The sequence below is a fragment of the Caballeronia sp. INDeC2 genome, assembly GCF_023631325.1.
GTDB lineage: Bacteria > Pseudomonadota > Gammaproteobacteria > Burkholderiales > Burkholderiaceae > Caballeronia.
Genome location: NZ_JALQDG010000011.1, coordinates 236562 through 252529, shown reverse-complemented (window position 1 = coordinate 252529; position 15968 = coordinate 236562). Strand labels below are relative to the sequence as shown.

Genomic DNA, 15968 nt, shown 5'->3' with positions numbered 1-15968 from the left:
ATGACCTCGGCTTCGGGCGCGCCTTTTGTCTTGTACGGGCGCGCCTGGTGTCATCTTTGCGAGGACATGCGGGCCGCGCTGGAGCCGATCGCCGCGCGGCACGGCAAGGCGATCGAATGGGTCGACATCGACGAAGATCCGCTGCTGGAGGCGCGCTACGACGAACGCGTGCCCGTGCTCACGCTCGACGGCGTCGAGTTATGTCAGTACCGGATCGACCCTCGCGCCGTGTACGCGGCGCTCGGCGTGCGTGAAGCGTGAGCCCCGCAAAGGCGAAATCCGCCGGGGCACCCCCGTTTTCGGCTAAAATGCAGAAGTTTTCCCCCAAATTTTCAAGGCGTGCTCCGCGTTGGTGAGGGCGCGCCTTTTTCGCTTTTTTTGGCTTGCGGCATTGCATGGATCATATTCGAAACTTCTCCATCATCGCGCACATCGACCACGGCAAGTCGACGCTCGCTGACCGCATCATCCAGTTGTGCGGCGGCTTGTCCGACCGCGAGATGGAAGCGCAGGTGCTCGATTCGATGGACCTCGAGCGCGAGCGCGGCATCACGATCAAGGCGCAAACCGCGGCGCTCACCTACAAGGCGCGCGACGGCAAGGTCTACAACCTGAACCTGATCGATACGCCGGGGCACGTCGACTTCTCTTACGAAGTCAGCCGTTCGCTGTCCGCGTGCGAAGGCGCGCTCCTCGTCGTCGATGCGAGTCAGGGCGTCGAGGCGCAGACCGTCGCGAACTGCTACACCGCGATCGAGCTGGGCGTCGAAGTCGTGCCGGTGCTGAACAAGATCGACCTGCCGGCGGCGAATCCCGAGAACGCCGTCGCCGAAATCGAGGACGTGATCGGCATCGACGCGACCGACGCCGTGCATTGCAGCGCCAAGACCGGCCTCGGCGTCGAGGACGTGCTCGAATCGCTGATCGCAAAAGTGCCGCCGCCGAAGGGCGATACGGAAGCGCCGCTTCAAGCACTGATCATCGATTCGTGGTTCGACAACTACGTCGGCGTCGTGATGCTGGTGCGCATCGTCAACGGCACGCTCAAGCCGAAAGACAAGATCAAGATGATGGCGACCGGCGCGCAATACCCGGTCGAGCACGTGGGCGTGTTCGCGCCGAAGTCGACGAACCTCGCGCAGTTGTCGGCGGGACAGGTGGGCTTCGTGATCGCGGGGATCAAGGAACTGACGGCCGCGAAAGTGGGCGATACCGTCACCCTTTCGACTCGTCCCGCCGAAGCGCCGCTGCCGGGATTCAAGGAAGTGAAACCGCAGGTTTTCGCCGGTCTTTATCCGGTCGAGGCGAACCAGTACGACGCGCTGCGCGAATCGCTCGAAAAGCTGAAGCTGAACGACGCCTCGCTGCAATACGAGCCGGAAGTGTCGCAGGCGCTCGGCTTCGGTTTCCGCTGCGGCTTCCTCGGCCTGCTTCATATGGAAATCGTGCAGGAGCGGCTCGAGCGCGAGTTCGACATGGATCTCATCACCACGGCGCCGACGGTGATCTACGAGGTCGTGCAACGCGACGGCACGACGATCTCCGTCGAGAACCCGGCGAAGATGCCGGAGCCGCCGAAGATCGAGGAAGTGCGCGAGCCGATCGTCACCGTGAACCTGTACATGCCGCAGGAATATGTCGGCTCGGTCATCACGCTATGCACGGCGAAGCGCGGCTCGCAGATCAACATGCAGTATCACGGCCGTCAGGTGCAGCTCACCTACGAAATCCCGATGGCGGAAATCGTGCTCGACTTCTTCGACCGTCTGAAGTCCACGTCGCGCGGCTATGCGTCGATGGACTACGAGTTCAAGGAATATCGCGCGGCCGATGTCGTCAAGGTGGACATGCTCATCAACGGCGACAAGGTCGATGCGCTGTCGGTCATCGTGCACCGTTCGCAGAGCCAGCATCGCGGCCGCGAAGTGGCGTCGAAGATGCGCGAGCTGATCCCGCGTCAGATGTACGACGTGGCGATTCAGGCGACCATCGGCTCGAACATCATCGCGCGCGAGAACATCAAGGCGCTGCGCAAGAACGTGCTCGCGAAGTGCTACGGCGGCGACATCACGCGCAAGAAGAAGCTGCTCGAAAAGCAGAAGGCCGGCAAGAAGCGCATGAAGCAGGTCGGCTCGGTCGAAATCCCGCAAGAGGCTTTCCTGGCGATCCTGCGCGTCGATGAATGACGCTCGCGCCGCGAGGCAAACAACGATAACAACCGGAAGCGATTGATGAATTTCGCATTGATTCTTTTGATTCTCGTCGTCTTGACGGGTATTGCATGGGTGCTGGACAAACTGGTGTTTCTGCCGCAACGGCGCCGCGCCGCCGAGGCCGCGGTGGCCGAGTTCGACCGCCAGCAGGAGCGCGTAGGCGAGCGTTTCGCCGATGAAAACGCCGCGCAGACGCGCGCCCGCCTGCGCGACGACAGGCTGCGCCAGCCGTGGTGGCTCGAATACACGGCGAGCTTCTTTCCGGTGATTCTCGCGGTGTTCGTGGTGCGCTCGTTCATCATCGAGCCGTTCAAGATTCCGTCGGGTTCGATGGTTCCGACGCTGCTCGTCGGCGACTTCATACTCGTGAACAAGTACGAGTACGGTCTGCGCATGCCCATCACCAACACCAAGCTCACGAACGGCAGCCCGCTCAAGCGCGGCGATGTCGTGGTGTTCCGCTATCCGAAGGACGAATCGGTCGACTACATCAAGCGAGTGATCGGTCTGCCGGGCGACACCGTCGCGTACGAAGACAAGAAGCTCACGATCAACGGCAAGCCAGTGCCCGAGACGCCGCTGCCGGACTATTTCGACGACGAGCGCATCGGTTACGCGAAGCAGTTCGAAGAAGACCTCGACGGCCGCAAGAACGCGATCCTGAACAATCCGCAGGTGCCGCCGTTCGTCGTCGGCGCTGACGACTTCCCGTTCCGCGACAACTGCAACTACAACGCGCAGGGCGTGACGTGCAAGGTGCCGCCGGGCAACTACTTCATGATGGGCGACAACCGCGACAACAGCGCGGACAGTCGCTACTGGGGATTCGTGCCGGACAACAACATCGTCGGGCGCGCGTTTTTCATCTGGATGAACTTCAGCAATCTGAAGCGCATCGGCTCGTTCCAGTGACACACGCAACGCCGGCGCGTCCCGATAAGACGGCCGGCGTTCGCCACGATTAAAACAAGCTTCGAAACGGCGTGAAGAAGCGCGGCTAACACCGTCTCGCCACGCGTTTTCCGGCGTCGGCCGGCGGAATCGTCCGCCCGCGCGCCCGCGTTATACTCTCTCCATGCCATCTTCTCCGTTGGAAAGCCGGCTGCGGTACGAATTTCGCAATGCGGAATTGCTGCGCCAGGCGATGACCCACCGCAGTCACAGCGCCACGCACAATGAACGGCTCGAATTTCTGGGCGATTCCGTTCTAAATTGCGTGGTGGCGGCGCTTTTGTTCCAACGATTCAGCAAACTCGACGAAGGCGACCTGTCGCGCGTGCGCGCGAATCTGGTCAAGCAGCAGTCGCTTTACGAGATTGCGCAGGCGCTCAACGTCTCCGAAGACCTGCGGCTCGGCGAAGGCGAATTGCGCAGCGGCGGTTTCCGCCGGCCGTCGATTCTCGCCGATACCCTCGAAGCTATCTTCGGCGCGATCTTCCTCGATGGCGGTTTCGACGCCGCGTACACGGTCATCAAGCGGCTCTACACGCCGGTGCTCGATCACATCGATCCGCGCACTATCGGCAAGGATGCGAAGACGCTGCTGCAGGAATATCTCCAAGGCCACAAGATCGCGCTGCCGACGTATACCGTCATCGCGACTCACGGCGCCGCCCACAATCAGCAGTTCGAAGTCGAGTGCACGGTGCCGAAGCTCGACGTGAAGGTGTCCGGTTCCGGCGCGAGCCGCCGCGCCGCCGAACAGGCCGCGGCCAAGAAGGCCCTCGACGAGGTGGCGGCCGCCGCGCCGACGCTCGGCGTGAAGCCGAAGCGCAAGGGCGCGCGCGCCGCAAAACTGGTCGAACCTGAAGTGGTGCCCGGCGTCACCGGCATTCAGACGGCGCTCGATCTGCGTTCCCCGGACCGTCGCGAGCGCCATCATGGCCCGCACGGCGCGCAGCAGGCCGCGCCGCAGGAACGCCCGGCCACCGCGCCGCTCGCCGTGATCCGCGCGACGCACGTGGAGCCGTCCGCGGGCGCCTACGCAGCGGCCGACAAACCCGAACGCGCCGTGGTTCACAAGCCGGAAAAAGCGGCGAAGAGCGATTCGGCGCCGCTGTCCGAGCGCAGCGCGAACGCAGATAAGCCCGCGCCTTCCGACGAACGCGACGACGACCCCGCAGCCGACACCGACACGCGCAACGGCGCGAGCACGGAGGCGACCGCGGGCCGCGTCGTTCGCGCCGCGGACGCCGGCCACTGACGCGTGCCGCCGCGCACATCGCGCCCACGCGCCCCAACGATTTCTTGCCGCACACATCTATGAACGCTCCTGTTTCTTCCGGTTTCCGCTGCGGCATGGTCGCGATCGTCGGCCGTCCGAACGTCGGCAAGTCGACGCTGATGAACGCGCTCGTCGGCCAGAAGGTGAGTATCACCTCGCGCAAGGCGCAGACGACGCGGCATCGCATCACCGGCATCAATACGTTCGACGACGCGCAGTACATCTTCGTCGACACGCCCGGTTTCCAGACGCGCCACAGCGGCGCGCTCAACCGCTCGCTGAACCGCGCGGTGACGTCCACATTGACGTCCGTCGATGCGATTCTCTTCGTGATCGAAGCGGGCCGCTTCGGTCCCGACGACCAGAAAGTGCTCGACCTAATCCCAGCCGGCACGCCCACGCTGCTGATCGCGAACAAGCTCGATCGCGTCGGCGACAAGGATTCGCTCTTCCCCTTCATGCAGCAGATGTCGGCGCTGCGTGATTTTCGCGAGATCGTGCCGCTGTCGGCCAAGCATCCGGAGGACATCAAGCGGCTCATGGCCGTCGTGAAGCCCTATTTGCCGGAAGGTGAGCCGATCTACGGCGAGGACGACCTGACCGATCGCAGCGAGCGCTTCCTTGCGGCCGAAATCCTGCGCGAGAAAGTTTTCCGCTGGACTGGCGACGAGTTGCCGTACACGAGCACGGTGCTCATCGACAAATTCGAGACCGAGGGACGCTTGCGCCGCGTCTTCGCGACGATTCTCGTCGATCGCGACGGCCACAAGGCGATGATCATCGGCCAGAAGGGCGCAAAGCTGAAGCAGATCAGCACCGAAGCGCGGCTCGACATGGAGAAGCTTTTCGACGGCCCCGTGTATCTCGAAACCTTCGTCAAGGTGAAGAGCGGCTGGGCGGACAACGAAGCGGGTCTGCGCGCATACGGCTACGAGTGATGCATGGACGACGGCTCGAACGACGCCCGGATGATTCCGCCCGCCGATGATCGTCCCGAGGACGATTTCGACGCGGACGAGCGCCCGGCCGCGCGCGCCGTGCCGAAGCGGCGCCGTGCGGCATCGACGGCCGTCGCACAGGAAGCGCCGAGAAAGCCGCGCTCCGACTTTCGTATCGCCGAGCAGCCGGGCTTCGTGCTGCACAGCTATCCGTATCGCGAGACGAGCCTAATCATCGATGTGTTTTCGCGCGATTTCGGCCGTGTCGCGCTCGTCGCGAAAGGCGCGAAGCGTCCGCATTCCGCGTTGCGCGGCGTGCTGCAGACGTTTCAGCCGCTGGGTCTCTCCTGGTCCGGCAAAGGCGAAGTCCGTACGCTGACGACCGCCGAATGGGTCGGCGGCATGCTGCCGCTGACCGGCGACGCGCTGCTCTGCGGCTTCTACGTGAACGAGCTGCTCGTCAAGTTCTGCGCGCGCGAAGACGCGCATCCTGCGCTCTTCAATCACTACGTGCTGACGCTCTCGCGTCTCGCGCACGACGAGCCCGCAGTGCAAGTGTTGCGCTCGTTCGAGCGCGTGCTCCTGCGCGAGACCGGCTACGCGATGAATCTTGCGCGCACCGTCACGCGCCAGCCGGTCGAGGCCGTAGGCCGCTACGTATTCGATCCCGACCGCGGCGTGCGCGAAGCGTCCGACGACCTTCCCGCGCCCTGGCCGGTGATTTCGGGGCAGACGCTCATCGACATGGAGCGCGACGACTACACCAGCCCGCCGACGGCCGCGCAGAGCAAAACGCTGATGCGCTTTCTGCTGAACCACTACCTGGGCGGCACGCCGCTCGCCACCCGTCAGATATTGATCGACCTGCAAAAACTATGAGCTTCTTTCTCTCATCGCCTGCGAGCGTGATCGATCTGGGCGTGAACATCGATCACGTCGCCACCTTGCGCAATGCGCGCGGCACGTCGTATCCCGATCCGATCCGCGCGGCGCTCGCCGCCGAGGAAGCGGGCGCCGACGCCATCACGCTGCACTTGCGCGAGGACCGTCGCCATATCGTGGATGCCGATGTGCGCACGCTGCGACCGCTTTTGAAAACGCGCATGAATCTCGAGTGCGCGGTGACGCGCGAGATGCTCGATATCGCATGCGAGATCAGGCCGCACGATGTCTGCCTCGTGCCGGAAAAGCGCCAGGAAGTGACGACCGAAGGCGGCCTCGACGTCGCGGGTCGGTTCGAAGAAGTGAAGGCCGCGTGCAGGCAGCTCGCCGATGCGGGCGCGCGCGTTTCGCTTTTCATCGATCCGGACGAGGCGCAGATTCGCGCCGCGCACGAAGCGGGCGCGCCGGTGATCGAATTGCACACGGGCCGTTATGCTGAAGCGCACGACGAAGCCGAACAGCAGGGCGAGTTCGAGCGCGTCGCGTCGAGCGTCGATTTGGGCAACTCGCTCGGGCTCAAGGTGAACGCGGGCCACGGACTGCACTACACCAACGTGCAGGCGATCGCCGCGCTGCCGGGCATCGTCGAGCTGAATATCGGACATGCGATCGTCGCGCATTCGATTTTCGCGGGCTGGGACAACGCCGTGCGCGAGATGAAGGCGATCATGGTCGCGTCGCGCCTCGCGTCGATTCACGCCCGCTGAGCGCACGTCATGGCTATTTATGGAATCGGCACGGATGTCGTGCAGGTGAGCCGCGTCGCGGCGGTGATGAGGCGCACGAAGGGGCGCTTTGCCGAAAAAGTGCTCGGCCCCGATGAACTGCGCATCTATCACGCGCGCAATGCGCGCTCGGAAGTGCGCGGGCTCGCTTTTCTCGCGACGCGCTTTTCGGCCAAGGAAGCGTTCTCGAAGGCGATTGGCCTCGGCATGCGCTGGCCGATGACCTGGCGCGCGCTGCAGACGCTCAACGAGCCGAGCGGCAAGCCGATGATTGCCGCTTCCGGCGAACTGGCCGAATGGCTCGCGCAACGCGGCATCACGGCGAAGGTCACGGTGAGCGACGAGCGCGATTACGCGGTGTCGTTCGTCATCGCCGAAGTGCCCGATCAGACCTGAATTCAATCCAACCAACGCATAACAATCCAATTGAATCCGATGAAACGCACTCCCGGCCCCGTCATGTTCGACGTCGCCGGCACGACGCTGAACGATGCCGATATCGAGCGCCTCACGCATCCGATGACGGGCGGCGTCATTCTGTTCGCGCGGCATTTCGAGAACCGCGCGCAACTCGTCGCGCTGACGGACGCGATCCGCGCGGTGCGCGACGATGTCCTGATCGCCGTCGATCACGAGGGCGGGCGCGTGCAGCGCTTTCGCACTGACGGTTTCACCGTTCTGCCCGCGCCGGGCAAGCTCGGCGAGTTGTGGGATCGCGACGTGCTGGCCGCGACGAAAACCGCGACCGCTTTCGGCTACGTGCTCGCGACTGAGCTGCGCGCGTGCGGCATCGACATGAGCTTCACGCCGGTGCTCGATCTGAATTACGGACAGTCGAAGGTTATCGGCGATCGCGCGCTGCACGGCGATCCGCGCGTCGTGACGATGCTCGCGAAGAGCCTGAATCACGGCCTCGCGCTCGCGGGCATGGCGAATTGCGGCAAGCACTTTCCGGGTCATGGTTTTGCCGAAGCCGATTCGCACGTCGCGCTGCCGACCGACGATCGCCCGCTCGACGAAATCCTCGCCGCCGATGTGCGCCCGTATGACTGGCTCGGCATGGCGTTGTCGTCGGTGATTCCGGCGCACGTCATCTACACGCAGATCGACGATAAACCGGCCGGCTTTTCGCGCGTCTGGTTGCAGGACATCCTGCGCGGCAAGCTCGGCTTCACCGGCGCGATTTTTAGCGACGATCTGTCGATGGAAGCGGCCCGCGCGGGCGGCACGCTCACCGAAGCGGCGAGCGCGGCGCTGACGGCGGGCTGCGACATGGTGTTGATCTGCAATCAGCCGGAGGAGGCGGGCAAGGTGCTGGAGCAGTTGCGGTATACGCCGTCGAAGGCATCGGAGCAGCGGCTCCGGCAGATGCGTCCGCGGGGTAAGGCGCTGCGCTGGAGCAAGCTGCAGGCGCAGGCCGAGTATCAGGCGGCGCGGGCGCTGGTCGCAGAGATGCTGCGGGGGTAGGGGCAGCGGATGGTATTGGGCTTCTCGCCCGGATCCCGGTTTGCTTTCGCTTTATTAGCACTGCCCCGCACTGGCGCAGTGCTAATGAACCACCAAGAAACCGGGATCCGGCGAGAAAAAGCGCCCGCAAGCGCTAGCGCGACCCCATCACGATGATTCCAGTTTCATCCTTTGCAGCTTGTTGTAAAGCGTCTTCGGACTGATGCCGAGCAGCGTCGCCGCCCGATGCCGCGTGCCGCCGACCGCTTCGAGCGTCGCCCGAATCAGCATGTCCTCGACATCCGCGAGCGCGGTGCCGACCGTCACCTGCACGCTGCTGCCGTTCAAGCCGCGTCCGCCAAGGCCGCCCGGCTCATCCACGCGCAATGTCTCGATAGTCTCGCCCGAAGCGTGATACGCGCGCCGCACGCGCTCGCGCATCTCGCGCACGTTGCCCGGCCATTCGCTGGCGATGCACTCGCGAATGAACGCCGGGCTAATGCGCTTCGGCGACCCGCTCGTAATCCCGGCGATGTGATTCTCGCGGTTCAGTTCATCGACAAGCGTCTCCGCGATCAACGCGATATCGTCGTCGCGATCGCGCAGCGGCGGCAGCATGATCGTCGACGCCGACAGCCGCTGAAATAAATCCTCGCGCATCGCGCCGCTCGCGACCGCCTCGCGCATCGGCAGGCGGGACGCGGCGATCAGCCGGAAGTCCGTCATGATGCGGTTGCTGCCGCCGACGCGCATGAATGTCTGCGAATCGAGCGCGCGCAACAGCGCTTCCTGCTGCGCGGCGGGCAGCGAATCGATCTGATCGAGGAACAGCGTGCCGCCGCCCGCCTGTTCGAGCAATCCCGGTTCCCGGTTCTCAGCGCCGGCGAACGCATTGCGCTCGTGGCCGAAGAGAATGCTTTCCATCGAGCGCGGCGAGCCGTCGCTGTTGCGGCCCGCGGAGCAATCGAAGGTGACGAACGGGCCTTTGCGCCGGCGGCTCAGTTGGTGAATCGTGCGCGCCGCGATCTTTTTGCCCGTGCCCGGATCGCCGCAGATCAGCACGGCGGCTTCCGTCGGCGCGGTGTGCTCGATCAGATCGTAAACGTGCTGCATCGCGGCGCTGCGGCCGATCATGTCGCCGAAGTGCCCCAGCCCGCGCAGAGTCGAACGCAGCGACTGGACTTCCTCGGTGAGTTCGTACGGCCGCGGAATGCGCGCGAGCAGGCTGCGCAGACGCGGAATGTTCACCGGTTTCAGCAGATAGTCCCAGATGCCGTGCCGCAAGCCTTCGATTGCGCTTTCGACCGTCGCGTTGCCAGTCATCACGATGACGGGCAGTGCGCCATCGGGCGGTTGCGAGGGAAGGCTCGGCAGCAGGTCGAGGCCGGAGCCGTCGGGAAGATTCAGGTCGATCAGCACAACATCAGGGATGAAGCGGGTCAGCGCGGAGCGCGCCTCGGCGAGCGTCGTCGCGGTATCGACGGAAAAGCCGTCTGCCGTGAGGATCGCGGACAGGCCGGAGAGGCTATTGGGATCGTCTTCGACAATCAGTGCGTGTGGCATGGCGGACCAACGTATCAAAATGGACTGTAATGCGCCGTCTCCGCGTAGGATCGGGCGGGTCGTGGGCGGGGGACGGCGCCTCGTTCCGGCGTCTGGCGCGTCACCCGCTGCGGTTTTCGTCCTGCGTTACTCGTGCGTCATCTCTTGTGCGCGCGTCATTGCGGCCTGAGATGCAATTCGTTGCTGACGGATTGCACGCCCGGCACGCCGCGCGCCACGGCGAGCGCTTTCTGAATCTGTACCTCCGAATCCACATATCCCGACAACTGCACGACGCCGCGATAAGTCGCGACGCTCATCGGCAAGACCTTCAATTCCGGGTCCGCGACGAGCGCGCCTTTCACACGGGCGGCAAGCGCGGCGTCGTCGGTGGCGATGGTGCTCGCCACGTTCGTGTTCGCTGATGTTGCTGGTGTGGACGTGCAGCCGGCGGTGAAAGCGAACGCGGGCAATGCGAGCGCCGCGGCGATCAGAAACCGGCTCTGTATGAAAGGCGTGCGTTGCATGTCGGTTCTGAAATCTGGATTTGCACGACCAAGCAGAAGTCGTGCCACGCAGTTAATTTTTCCGATGGAGACGGCTGCCGCGAGCGACGCGCGGATGCTTCAGTCGGCCCGCGAAGACACTAATCGGGGTGCGACCGGTAAAGTTTGCCTGAAATTGTCAAAAAATTCATGCAAAAGAAAAAGCGCCCGCGATGGGGCGCTTATCTGTGAAACCGGGCAGCGGTGCGTTGCAGCGACCGTTCGGCTTACGATGCAGCGGCGCGAGACTTACGCGCGGCTGCGGTACTCGTTCGTGCGGGTGTCGATTTCGATCTTGTCGCCGATATTGCAGAAGAGCGGCACTTGCAGTTCGAAGCCGGTATTGAGCTTGGCGGTCTTCAGCACCTTGCCCGACGACGTGTCGCCCTTGACGGCCGGTTCCGTGTAGACGATCTCGCGAACCAGCGTGGTCGGCAGTTCGACCGAGATGGCTTTCTCGTTGTAGAACACCACCTCGCAAGCCATGCCGTCTTCGAGGTAGTTGAGCGCGTCGCCCATCATTTCGGCTTCGACTTCGAACTGGTTGTAGTCGGCGTCCATGAAGACGTACATCGGGTCCGCGAAGTACGAGTACGTCACTTCCTTGCGGTCGAGCACGACGACGTCGAACTTGTCGTCCGCCTTGTAGACGGTTTCCATGCCGGCTGCCGTCAGCAGGTTCTTGAACTTCATCTTCACGACCGCGGAGTTGCGGCCCGACTTGTTGTACTCGGCGCGCTGAACGACCATGGCATCGCTGCCGATCATGACGACGTTGCCGACGCGGAGTTCTTGTGCGGTCTTCATAAAACTAGGTCCTGTACGAAAGGATTTTGGCTTGAATGCCTGGAATGAATCGATCGGACGGCGGCGCTGCCGGTTTTTATAGACGCCGCCGTGCGAGAGTTCTGGTAACGAGGAGGGACCTGCGTTTGAACCGGCCCCATGCGGCGAAATGCTGGAACTGCGACCTGCTTCCTCGGATAACCGCTTATTTTAACTGAGTTTTTGCTTATTTGGCCAGTCGAATGGCGGCGCGCGAATGGCCGTGAGGCGACGTTCATCGGACGAGGCGCGACGCCACATGTGCGACGAGATTGCCCGCCAGATCGCCCACGTCCGCCAGTTCCTTCGCCCAACGCGCGGCGCACGATTCCAGCTTCGGCCGATGACGCCAGAAGTCGGCCCAGTCCGGCACCCCCGCGCCGTTCCACGCATGCCAGAAGCGCGCGACGGCGTCCCGGGCGGACGGATCGAGCGTGCGCGTGCAATGCGCGAGCGCGGCGTCGAGCTTCGGCAGGTGAGCGTCGTCGGCTTGCGGGTAGATATGCCAGACGAACGGCTTTTGCGCCCATTGCGCGCGCACGAAGGAATCCTCGCCCCGCACGAAGTTGATGTCGGCGGCCCAGAGCAGTTCGTCGAAACGCGGCTGCTCGACGAAGCCGAGCGCGTGCGCCCGCAACGCGCCCGCACGCGACGACATGCCCGCCGCGAACTTCGGCATGCCGAAAAAGCGCGCGAGTGCGCCGGAAATGCGGCCTTCGGGCACGAGCACGACGACGGGTTCATCGCCGTCGCGCCATTGCGCGAGCAGTGCGTCGACCGCCGGATTTTCATAGGCGAAGAGGGACACGACCGTTTCCCCGCCGCCCGGCCGCTCGATGCCGATCCGCTCGCGCCACCAGGCATCGGCATCGAACTGTTCGCGTCGCGTATCGAGATCGCGCTCCTTCAGCACGCCGCCCGTGCCCTCGCCGAGGCCCGGAAAGAAGAAGCTCTTGTCGAGCGGATAGCGCGGGTGCGGAGACGGCCGCATGTGGAAATCGGCGACCCAGTCCTCGCCGCTCAGGTATTCGAGATTGATCCAGACGGGCTTCGCGTCGCGGCGTGCCATCGCGGCGATGTACGCATGCGGCAGCTCGCACGCGAACGCCTCGATCACGACATCGGGAATCGCGAGCGTGTCGCCCGCGTGCGACGGCTCGCGCCAGTGCTCGATCGTGACGCCCATCGCAACCTGACGCTCAAGCGTCGCGTCGACCTCGGGGCAGAGCGCATGAAAGACCTTCAGGTCGTCGACGTAAAGACGCACGCGCCAGCCGTGCTCCGCGTGCAACTGACGCGCGAGACGCCAGCACACGCCGATGTCGCCGAAGTTGTCGACCACCGCGCAGAAGATGTCGCAGGCGAGTTCCGGGTCGGCGGATCGTGGAGTCATAAGGACGAAGGCGCGCGGCGTAATGTTCTAAACTGGCGATTCTAAGATAACGCGCCTGGCACGGCTTCCCGTCGTGCCGATGCTTTTCCGTCCCCCTTGCTGCATGACTGACACCGACGCCCCCCAACCGGATTTCGACCCGAAGAAGACGCTCGCGCAATTGCCGCATCTGCCCGGCGTGTACCGCTATTACGACCGCGACGGCAACGTGCTCTACGTCGGCAAGGCGCGCAATCTGAAAAAGCGCGTGTCGAGCTACTTCACGAAGACGCTGCATTCGCCGCGCATCGCGATGATGGTCACGCGCATCCGCAAGATCGAGACGACCGTCACGCGTTCGGAAGCCGAAGCGCTGCTGCTCGAAAACAATCTCATCAAGGCGCTCGCGCCGCGCTACAACATCCTTTTTCGCGACGACAAGTCGTATCCGTTCCTCAAGCTCACCGGCCACAAGTTTCCGCGCATGGCGTACTACCGCGGCGCGGTCGACAAGAAGAACCAGTACTTCGGGCCGTTTCCGAGCGCGTGGGCGGTGCGCGAGAGCATCCAGATCCTGCAGCGCGTGTTCCAGTTGCGCACGTGCGAGGACTCGGTCTTCGCCAATCGCACGCGGCCGTGCCTGCTGCATCAGATCGGACGCTGCACGGCGCCGTGCACGGGGCTCATCACGGAAGAGGATTACGCGCGCGACGTGTCGAACGCATCGCGCTTCCTGCTCGGGCGGCAGGGCGAAGTGATGAAGGAACTGGAGCAGAAGATGCACGCGTTCGCCGCCGATCTGAAGTTCGAGCAGGCCGCGGCGGTGCGCAATCAGATGAGCTCGCTGTCGACGGTGCTGCATCAGCAGGCGATCGAAGTCGGCGGCGAGAGCGACGTCGATATCCTCGCGGTCGTCGCGCTCGGCGGCAAGGTCTGCGTGAATCTCGCGATGGTGCGCGGCGGGCGGCATCTCGGCGACAAGGCGTACTTCCCGGCGCACGTCGAAAGCGCGGTGGCATTGGGCGATGAAGACGATCTGCCGGATGTCGCCGAGGTCGGGGAAGCGATCGCGCAGGCAGCGGAGCAGGAGGCGCACGCGGGCGAATCTTCCGCGCCGGCGAGCTTCGAGCAGCTGGAAGCCGATCCGCAAGCCGAACCCGAACCGCGCGAAGGCGCGCTCGAATCCGAAGTGCTCGAAGCCTTCATGGCGCAGCATTACATCGGCAATCGCGTGCCGCCGGTGCTCGTCGTGAGTCATGCGCCGTCGAGCCGCGAGCTCGTCGATCTGCTGATGGAGCAGGCAGGCCACAAGGTCACGCTGCTGCGTCAGCCGCAGGGACAAAAACGCGCATGGCTCTCGATGGCCGAAAACAACGCGAAGCTAGCGCTTGCGCGCCTTCTGTCGGAGCAAGGCTCGCAGCAGGCGCGCACGCGCTCGCTCGCGGAGACGCTTTCCATGGAGATGGACGATCTCGCGCAACTGCGCATCGAGTGCTTCGACATCAGTCATACGATGGGCGAGGCGACGCAGGCGTCGTGCGTCGTGTATCACCATCACAAGATGCAGTCGGGCGAATACCGGCGCTACAACATCAACGGCATCACCCCCGGCGACGACTACGCCGCGATGCGCCAGGTGCTCACGCGCCGCTACGAGAAGATGGTCGCGCAGGCGGCCGCGAACGCGAACGACGAAGCCACGACCCTGCAACCCGACGATGCCGCCGATCCCAACGTCACGCCCGATGCCGCCGAACCCGTGGCCGCGGGCGGCACGCTACCCAACATCGTGCTGATCGACGGCGGCAAGGGGCAGGTCGAGATCGCGCGGCAGGTTTTCTCCGAGCTCGGGCTGGATCACGGCATGCTGGTCGGTGTCGCGAAGGGGGAAGGGCGCAAGGTCGGGCTGGAAACGCTGGTGTTCGCCGATGGCCGCACACCGCTCGAACTCGGCAAGGAAAGCGCGGCGTTGATGCTCGTCGCGCAGATCCGCGACGAGGCGCACCGCTTCGCCATCACCGGCATGCGCGCGAAGCGGGCGAAGGCGCGTCAGACTTCGCGGCTGGAAGAACTGGAGGGTGTCGGGGCGAAACGGCGTCAGCGGCTGCTCTCGCGCTTCGGCGGATTGCGCGGCGTGCAGGCGGCGAGCGTCGAAGACTTGGCGAGCGTCGAAGGCATTTCGCTGGCGCTCGCGCAGCAGATTTATCGTCAGTTGCATTGAGCCGCAAGAGCCTGCCGCGAGGCGCGCCACGCCAGCGCGCTGCCTTGTGAGCGCGGGATCGACGCGGCACAATGTCGGCTTCCTTACGTGTCCTTCAACCGCTTGCGCCCATGCCGTTCAATCTACCGATCTTCCTGACGTGGCTGCGAATCGTGCTGATTCCACTCGTGGTGGGCGTGTTCTATTTGCCGGACATGATGATGAGCCCGGAGCATCGCAATCTGCTCGGCATGATCATCTTCGTGCTCGCCGCGCTCACCGACTGGTTCGACGGCTTTCTCGCGCGCAAGCTCAATCAGACGTCTTCGTTCGGCGCGTTCCTCGATCCGGTCGCCGACAAGCTGATGGTCACGGCCGCGCTGCTCGTGCTCGTGCAACTGTCGCGGCTGAATGCGGTGATCGCGCTCATCATCGTCGGGCGTGAGATCACGATTTCCGCACTGCGCGAATGGATGGCGCAGATCGGCGCGTCGAAGAGCGTCGCGGTGAACCAGCTCGGCAAGTTCAAGACCGTCTGCCAGATGGTCGCGATTCCGATGCTGCTGTTCTACGGGCCGCTGAAGATCGCCGGCACGCCGTGGATCATCGACACGCGCGTGTGGGGCTTGTGGCTCATCTACGTCGCGGCGTTCCTCACCGTCTGGTCGATGCTCTACTACATGAAGCTCGCGTGGCCGCAGATTCGCGAGCGCGGCGGCATGCTGTGAGAGAGCAAAGCGATCGTTGCAAAAAATTGCGTCGAACCCATAAATTCCTCTCACAAAACAGTTGACAGCCCTCTTTGGCTTCTACATAATCTCGTTTCTCTGATGCACGGCGCGACGCAGCAAGCGAAGCAGCAGCAAAAGAGCGTAGCAGTCAATGCGGGAGTAGCTCAGTTGGTAGAGCGCAACCTTGCCAAGGTTGAGGTCGCGAGTTCGAGACTCGTCTCCCGCTCCAGATTTTCAAGGTTTCGATGTCATCGGCGCTGAATTG

15 protein-coding genes and 1 tRNA gene are annotated in these 15968 nt (G+C 63.9%); 12 read left to right on the top strand and 4 right to left on the bottom strand.

The window, feature by feature from the left end:
- The 9 genes from NCS28_RS09595 to nagZ all read left to right on the top strand — a co-directional run bounded on the left by NCS28_RS09595 (position 1) and on the right by nagZ (position 8509).
- Positions 1–261: a glutaredoxin family protein gene (locus NCS28_RS09595; RefSeq protein WP_250513600.1), complete on the top strand. Its 261-nt coding sequence runs from the start codon at positions 1–3 to the stop codon at positions 259–261.
- Positions 262–395: 134 nt separating this feature from the next.
- Positions 396–2186: a translation elongation factor 4 gene (gene lepA, locus NCS28_RS09590; protein ID WP_250513599.1), complete on the top strand. Its 1791-nt coding sequence runs from the start codon at positions 396–398 to the stop codon at positions 2184–2186.
- Positions 2187–2231: 45 nt separating this feature from the next.
- Complete coding sequence (lepB, locus tag NCS28_RS09585; RefSeq protein ID WP_250513598.1) at positions 2232–3125, top strand: signal peptidase I; 894 nt, start codon at positions 2232–2234, stop codon at positions 3123–3125.
- A 163-nt stretch (positions 3126–3288) separates the two neighbouring features.
- Positions 3289–4416, top strand: coding sequence for a ribonuclease III (gene rnc / locus NCS28_RS09580; protein WP_250513597.1), 1128 nt, complete (start codon positions 3289–3291; stop codon positions 4414–4416).
- Between the two features lie 59 nt (positions 4417–4475).
- A complete protein-coding gene (gene era, locus NCS28_RS09575) occupies positions 4476–5375 on the top strand; it encodes a GTPase Era (RefSeq protein ID WP_250513596.1) in 900 nt (299 codons plus the stop codon).
- Between the two features lie 3 nt (positions 5376–5378).
- The gene (gene recO, locus NCS28_RS09570) at positions 5379–6254 is read left to right on the top strand and encodes a DNA repair protein RecO (RefSeq protein ID WP_250513595.1); all 876 of its coding nucleotides are present in this window, start codon (positions 5379–5381) and stop codon (positions 6252–6254) included.
- The gene (pdxJ, locus tag NCS28_RS09565; RefSeq protein ID WP_250513594.1) at positions 6251–7024 is read left to right on the top strand and encodes a pyridoxine 5'-phosphate synthase; all 774 of its coding nucleotides are present in this window, start codon (positions 6251–6253) and stop codon (positions 7022–7024) included. The genes recO and pdxJ overlap by 4 nt, the downstream gene beginning before the upstream one ends.
- Before the next feature lie 9 nt (positions 7025–7033).
- Positions 7034–7438 (top strand): holo-ACP synthase, encoded by a 405-nt coding sequence (gene acpS, locus NCS28_RS09560; RefSeq protein ID WP_187605787.1) that lies wholly within the window; start codon positions 7034–7036, stop codon positions 7436–7438.
- Between the two features lie 39 nt (positions 7439–7477).
- Positions 7478–8509: a beta-N-acetylhexosaminidase gene (gene nagZ, locus NCS28_RS09555; RefSeq protein ID WP_250513593.1), complete on the top strand. Its 1032-nt coding sequence runs from the start codon at positions 7478–7480 to the stop codon at positions 8507–8509.
- 147 nt (positions 8510–8656) lie between these two features.
- On the opposite strand, the gene NCS28_RS09550 is transcribed toward nagZ, so the two are convergent.
- From NCS28_RS09550 to earP, 4 genes are all read right to left on the bottom strand, one after another.
- A complete protein-coding gene (locus tag NCS28_RS09550; protein WP_250513592.1) occupies positions 8657–10051 on the bottom strand; it encodes a sigma-54-dependent transcriptional regulator in 1395 nt (464 codons plus the stop codon).
- 155 nt (positions 10052–10206) lie between these two features.
- Positions 10207–10557 carry a BON domain-containing protein gene (locus tag NCS28_RS09545; protein ID WP_250513591.1) on the bottom strand — a complete coding sequence of 117 codons (351 nt, stop codon included), beginning with the start codon at positions 10555–10557 and terminating at the stop codon, positions 10207–10209.
- Between the two features lie 267 nt (positions 10558–10824).
- Entirely contained in the window at positions 10825–11382 is a 558-nt protein-coding gene (efp, locus tag NCS28_RS09540) for an elongation factor P (RefSeq protein WP_250513590.1), read from the bottom strand.
- A gap of 253 nt (positions 11383–11635) precedes the next feature.
- A complete protein-coding gene (gene earP / locus NCS28_RS09535) occupies positions 11636–12793 on the bottom strand; it encodes an elongation factor P maturation arginine rhamnosyltransferase EarP (RefSeq protein WP_250513589.1) in 1158 nt (385 codons plus the stop codon).
- Positions 12794–12896: 103 nt separating this feature from the next.
- Between earP and uvrC the strand changes: the two genes are divergently transcribed.
- The 3 genes from uvrC (at position 12897) to NCS28_RS09520 (ending at position 15932) form a co-directional block, all read left to right on the top strand.
- Positions 12897–14993: an excinuclease ABC subunit UvrC gene (gene uvrC / locus NCS28_RS09530; RefSeq protein WP_250513588.1), complete on the top strand. Its 2097-nt coding sequence runs from the start codon at positions 12897–12899 to the stop codon at positions 14991–14993.
- Between the two features lie 110 nt (positions 14994–15103).
- A complete protein-coding gene (pgsA, locus tag NCS28_RS09525; RefSeq protein ID WP_061120994.1) occupies positions 15104–15700 on the top strand; it encodes a CDP-diacylglycerol--glycerol-3-phosphate 3-phosphatidyltransferase in 597 nt (198 codons plus the stop codon).
- Between the two features lie 156 nt (positions 15701–15856).
- Positions 15857–15932: transfer RNA gene (locus NCS28_RS09520), tRNA-Gly, on the top strand.
- Positions 15933–15968: the final 36 nt, after the last annotated feature.

Excerpts from the sequence above, each read along its gene's own strand:
- rnc (WP_250513597.1), top strand. The coding sequence starts at position 3,289 with ATGCCATCTTCTCCGTTGGAAAGCCGGCTGCGGTACGAATTTCGCAAT.
- uvrC (WP_250513588.1), top strand. The coding sequence starts at position 12,897 with ATGACTGACACCGACGCCCCCCAACCGGATTTCGACCCGAAGAAGACG.
- recO (WP_250513595.1), top strand. The coding sequence starts at position 5,379 with ATGGACGACGGCTCGAACGACGCCCGGATGATTCCGCCCGCCGATGAT.
- efp (WP_250513590.1), bottom strand. The coding sequence starts at position 11,382 with ATGAAGACCGCACAAGAACTCCGCGTCGGCAACGTCGTCATGATCGGC.
- earP (WP_250513589.1), bottom strand. The coding sequence starts at position 12,793 with ATGACTCCACGATCCGCCGACCCGGAACTCGCCTGCGACATCTTCTGC.
- lepB (WP_250513598.1), top strand. The coding sequence starts at position 2,232 with ATGAATTTCGCATTGATTCTTTTGATTCTCGTCGTCTTGACGGGTATT.
- nagZ (WP_250513593.1), top strand. The coding sequence starts at position 7,478 with ATGAAACGCACTCCCGGCCCCGTCATGTTCGACGTCGCCGGCACGACG.
- lepA (WP_250513599.1), top strand. The coding sequence starts at position 396 with ATGGATCATATTCGAAACTTCTCCATCATCGCGCACATCGACCACGGC.
- NCS28_RS09550 (WP_250513592.1), bottom strand. The coding sequence starts at position 10,051 with ATGCCACACGCACTGATTGTCGAAGACGATCCCAATAGCCTCTCCGGC.
- NCS28_RS09545 (WP_250513591.1), bottom strand. The coding sequence starts at position 10,557 with ATGCAACGCACGCCTTTCATACAGAGCCGGTTTCTGATCGCCGCGGCG.
- acpS (WP_187605787.1), top strand. The coding sequence starts at position 7,034 with ATGGCTATTTATGGAATCGGCACGGATGTCGTGCAGGTGAGCCGCGTC.
- era (WP_250513596.1), top strand. The coding sequence starts at position 4,476 with ATGAACGCTCCTGTTTCTTCCGGTTTCCGCTGCGGCATGGTCGCGATC.
- pdxJ (WP_250513594.1), top strand. The coding sequence starts at position 6,251 with ATGAGCTTCTTTCTCTCATCGCCTGCGAGCGTGATCGATCTGGGCGTG.
- pgsA (WP_061120994.1), top strand. The coding sequence starts at position 15,104 with ATGCCGTTCAATCTACCGATCTTCCTGACGTGGCTGCGAATCGTGCTG.
- NCS28_RS09595 (WP_250513600.1), top strand. The coding sequence starts at position 1 with ATGACCTCGGCTTCGGGCGCGCCTTTTGTCTTGTACGGGCGCGCCTGG.